The organism is Streptococcus intestinihominis, from assembly GCF_046824975.1.
GTDB lineage: Bacteria > Bacillota > Bacilli > Lactobacillales > Streptococcaceae > Streptococcus.
Genome location: NZ_JBKQBL010000007.1, coordinates 12712 through 15861, shown reverse-complemented (window position 1 = coordinate 15861; position 3150 = coordinate 12712). Strand labels below are relative to the sequence as shown.

Annotated in this window: 4 protein-coding genes; all 4 read left to right on the top strand. The window is 43.2% G+C overall.

From position 1 onward, the window contains the following. The coding region (locus ACLOR3_RS09550; RefSeq protein WP_412037178.1) for a PTS sugar transporter subunit IIC at positions 1-487 on the top strand (487 nt) is incomplete at its 5' end. An 18-nt stretch (positions 488-505) separates the two neighbouring features. Further along, positions 506-1417 carry a PTS system mannose/fructose/sorbose family transporter subunit IID gene (locus ACLOR3_RS09545; protein ID WP_125336177.1) on the top strand — a complete coding sequence of 304 codons (912 nt, stop codon included), beginning with the start codon at positions 506-508 and terminating at the stop codon, positions 1415-1417. 80 nt (positions 1418-1497) lie between these two features. Continuing rightward, on the top strand, positions 1498-1866 hold the full coding sequence (locus ACLOR3_RS09540) for a DUF956 family protein (RefSeq protein ID WP_129270621.1): 369 nt from the start codon (positions 1498-1500) through the stop codon (positions 1864-1866). Between the two features lie 218 nt (positions 1867-2084). Next, the coding region (gene serS, locus ACLOR3_RS09535; RefSeq protein ID WP_412037177.1) for a serine--tRNA ligase at positions 2085-3150 on the top strand (1066 nt) is incomplete at its 3' end.

The following is a 3150-nucleotide window of genomic DNA, read 5'->3' as shown; positions in this document are numbered from 1 at the left end:
TGCTGGTCTTTTCTTGACCATGATCGTCCGTACCCTCTCCGTTGGTTTGGTCCACACTGCCGACGCTGCTGCTAAAAAAGGTGATATCAAAGGCGTAGAACGCGCTCACTTTGTAGCACTTCTCCTTCAAGGTCTTCGTATCGCCATTCCTGCAGCCCTTCTGTTGATGATCCCTGCTGACACTGTTAAAGGTGCTCTTGAAGCGATGCCTGCTTGGTTGTCAGACGGTATGCAAATCGGTGGTGGTATGGTCGTAGCCGTTGGTTACGCCATGGTTATCAACATGATGGCAAGCCGTGAAGTTTGGCCATTCTTTGCCATTGGTTTTGCTCTTGCTGCCGTTAGCCAATTGACCTTGATTGCTCTTGGTGCAATTGGTGTTGCCCTTGCCTTGATCTACCTTTCTCTCTCTAAGAAAGGTGGCAATGGAGGTGGCGGAGTTGCTACTTCTAATGACCCAATCGGCGATATCCTTGAAGACTATTAAGAAAGGTGTGACACTATCATGACTGAAAAATTACAATTATCTAAATCAGATCGTCAAAAAGTTTGGTGGCGTTCAACCTTCTTGCAAGGTTCTTGGAACTATGAACGGATGCAAAACTTGGGTTGGGCTTACTCATTGATCCCAGCTATCAAAAAACTTTACACGAAGAAAGAAGACCAAGCGGCTGCTCTTGAGCGTCACATGGAGTTCTTCAACACTCACCCATACGTAGCTGCTCCAATCATCGGGGTAACTCTTGCCCTTGAAGAAGAAAAAGCAAATGGCGCTGCGATTGATGATGCCGCTATCCAGGGGGTTAAGATTGGTATGATGGGACCTTTGGCGGGTATCGGAGATCCTGTCTTCTGGTTTACAGTTCGTCCAATCCTTGGAGCTCTTGGTGCATCTCTTGCCTTGACAGGTAACATCCTTGGCCCACTCATCTTCTTTATTGCATGGAATGCGATTCGTATGTCCTTCTTGTGGTACACCCAAGAACTTGGATACAAAGCAGGTTCTGAAATTACCAAAGATATGTCTGGTGGGATCTTGCAAGACATCACTAAAGGAGCTTCTATCCTCGGGATGTTCATCCTTGCTGTTTTGGTAGAACGTTGGGTATCTATTAAATTCATCTTTAATGTTTCTTCTGTCAAATTAGACGACAAAGCTTATATCCACTGGGATAAACTTCCTGAAGGATACAAAGGTATCCAAGAAGCCTTCGCTCAAGTTGGTTCAGGTCTATCTCAAACACCTGAAAAAGTTACGACTTTCCAACAAAACTTGGATTCATTGATTCCTGGTTTGATGGGATTGCTTCTTACTTTTGCTTGTATGTGGTTGCTTAAGAAGAAAGTATCTCCAATCACTATCATCATCGCCCTCTTTGTAATCGGTGTCTTGGCACACGTTGCTGGCTTGATGTAAGCAAAGATCAACAAAAAAGAAGGTTTCGACCTTCTTTTTATTATGGTATAATGAAATGAACATTGTTACAGGAGGATAACATGGCGCAATCACAGAATAAAACCGTGGAATTCCATACCACTGGTGTCTCTTATCTAGGTGTTGGTGGAAAGGTTGGAAAAATGTTAGTTGGAGATGTGGCTTTTGAATTTTACGCAGATGCTAATGTAGAAGACTACGTCCAAATTCCCTGGAAAGAAATCGAACAGATTGGAGCCAACGTATCTGGGCGTAAAATAAGTCGCCATTTTGAAATCTACACCAAGGAAAGTAAGTTCCTATTTGCTTCTAAAGACTCGGGGAAAATTTTAAAGATTGCTCGGGAACATCTAGGAAATGATAGAATTGTCAAGCTACCGACCTTGATCCAAACCATCGCAGCTAAAATTAAAAATCTATTTGCAAAATAGGTACTTTTCTTGTATAATAAACGAAAACGGATAAGTAAATTAAGGAAATCTTTCAGAAAGTCTGCGGTTGCTGTGAGCAGATAGAGGACTTAATTGAAATTCTACCGTTTATCAAAAAATTGAAGATCAAATCAAGTGCACACCTGTGAAGTTGGATGGAACCGTGGCCCTGCCACTCCAACACTGTAACAGGTGTGCTTTTTGTTAAAGGAGAAGCTATGTTAGATATTAAACGAATTCGTACAGACTTTGATACAGTTGCTGAAAAATTAGCAACACGCGGTGTAGATGCTGCCATCTTGAACGAAATGAAAGAAATTGATGCCAAACGTCGTGACATCTTGGTCAAAGTAGAAGGCCTCAAGGCTGAGCGTAACACAGTATCTGCTGAAATCGCCCAAGCCAAACGCAACAAAGAAAATGCAGATGATAAGATTGCTGCCATGCAAACTCTTTCTGCAGAAGTCAAAGCACTCGATGCAGAATTGGCAGAAATTGATGCGAAATTGACAGAATTTACTACAACCCTTCCAAACATTCCTGCTGATAGTGTACCTATTGGAGCAGATGAGGATGACAACGTAGAAGTTCGCCGTTGGGGAACTCCTCGCGAGTTTGACTTCGAACCAAAAGCTCACTGGGACCTTGGAGAAGACTTAGACATCCTTGACTGGGAACGTGGTGGAAAAGTCACTGGCGCTCGTTTCCTCTTCTACAAGGGGCTTGGAGCTCGCTTAGAACGTGCTATCTACAATTTTATGTTGGATGAGCATGGCAAGGAAGGATACACAGAAGTCATCACCCCTTACATGGTCAACCACGATTCTATGTTTGGTACTGGTCAATATCCAAAGTTCAAGGAAGATACTTTTGAACTCAGCGACACCAACTATGTCTTGATTCCAACTGCCGAAGTGCCTCTGACCAACTACTACCGTGAAGAAATCATCGATGGCAAGGATCTCCCAATCTACTTTACTGCCATGAGCCCTTCTTTCCGTTCAGAAGCAGGTTCTGCTGGTCGTGACACTCGTGGTTTGATCCGTTTACACCAATTCCATAAGGTAGAAATGGTCAAATTTGCCAAACCGGAAGAATCATATGAAGAATTGGAAAAGATGACAGCCAACGCTGAAAACATCCTTCAAAAACTCAACCTTCCATATCGCGTAGTTGCTCTTTCTACAGGAGACATGGGCTTCTCAGCTGCTAAGACTTACGACTTGGAAGTATGGATCCCAGCACAAAATACCTATCGTGAAATCTCAAGCTGTTCAAATACGG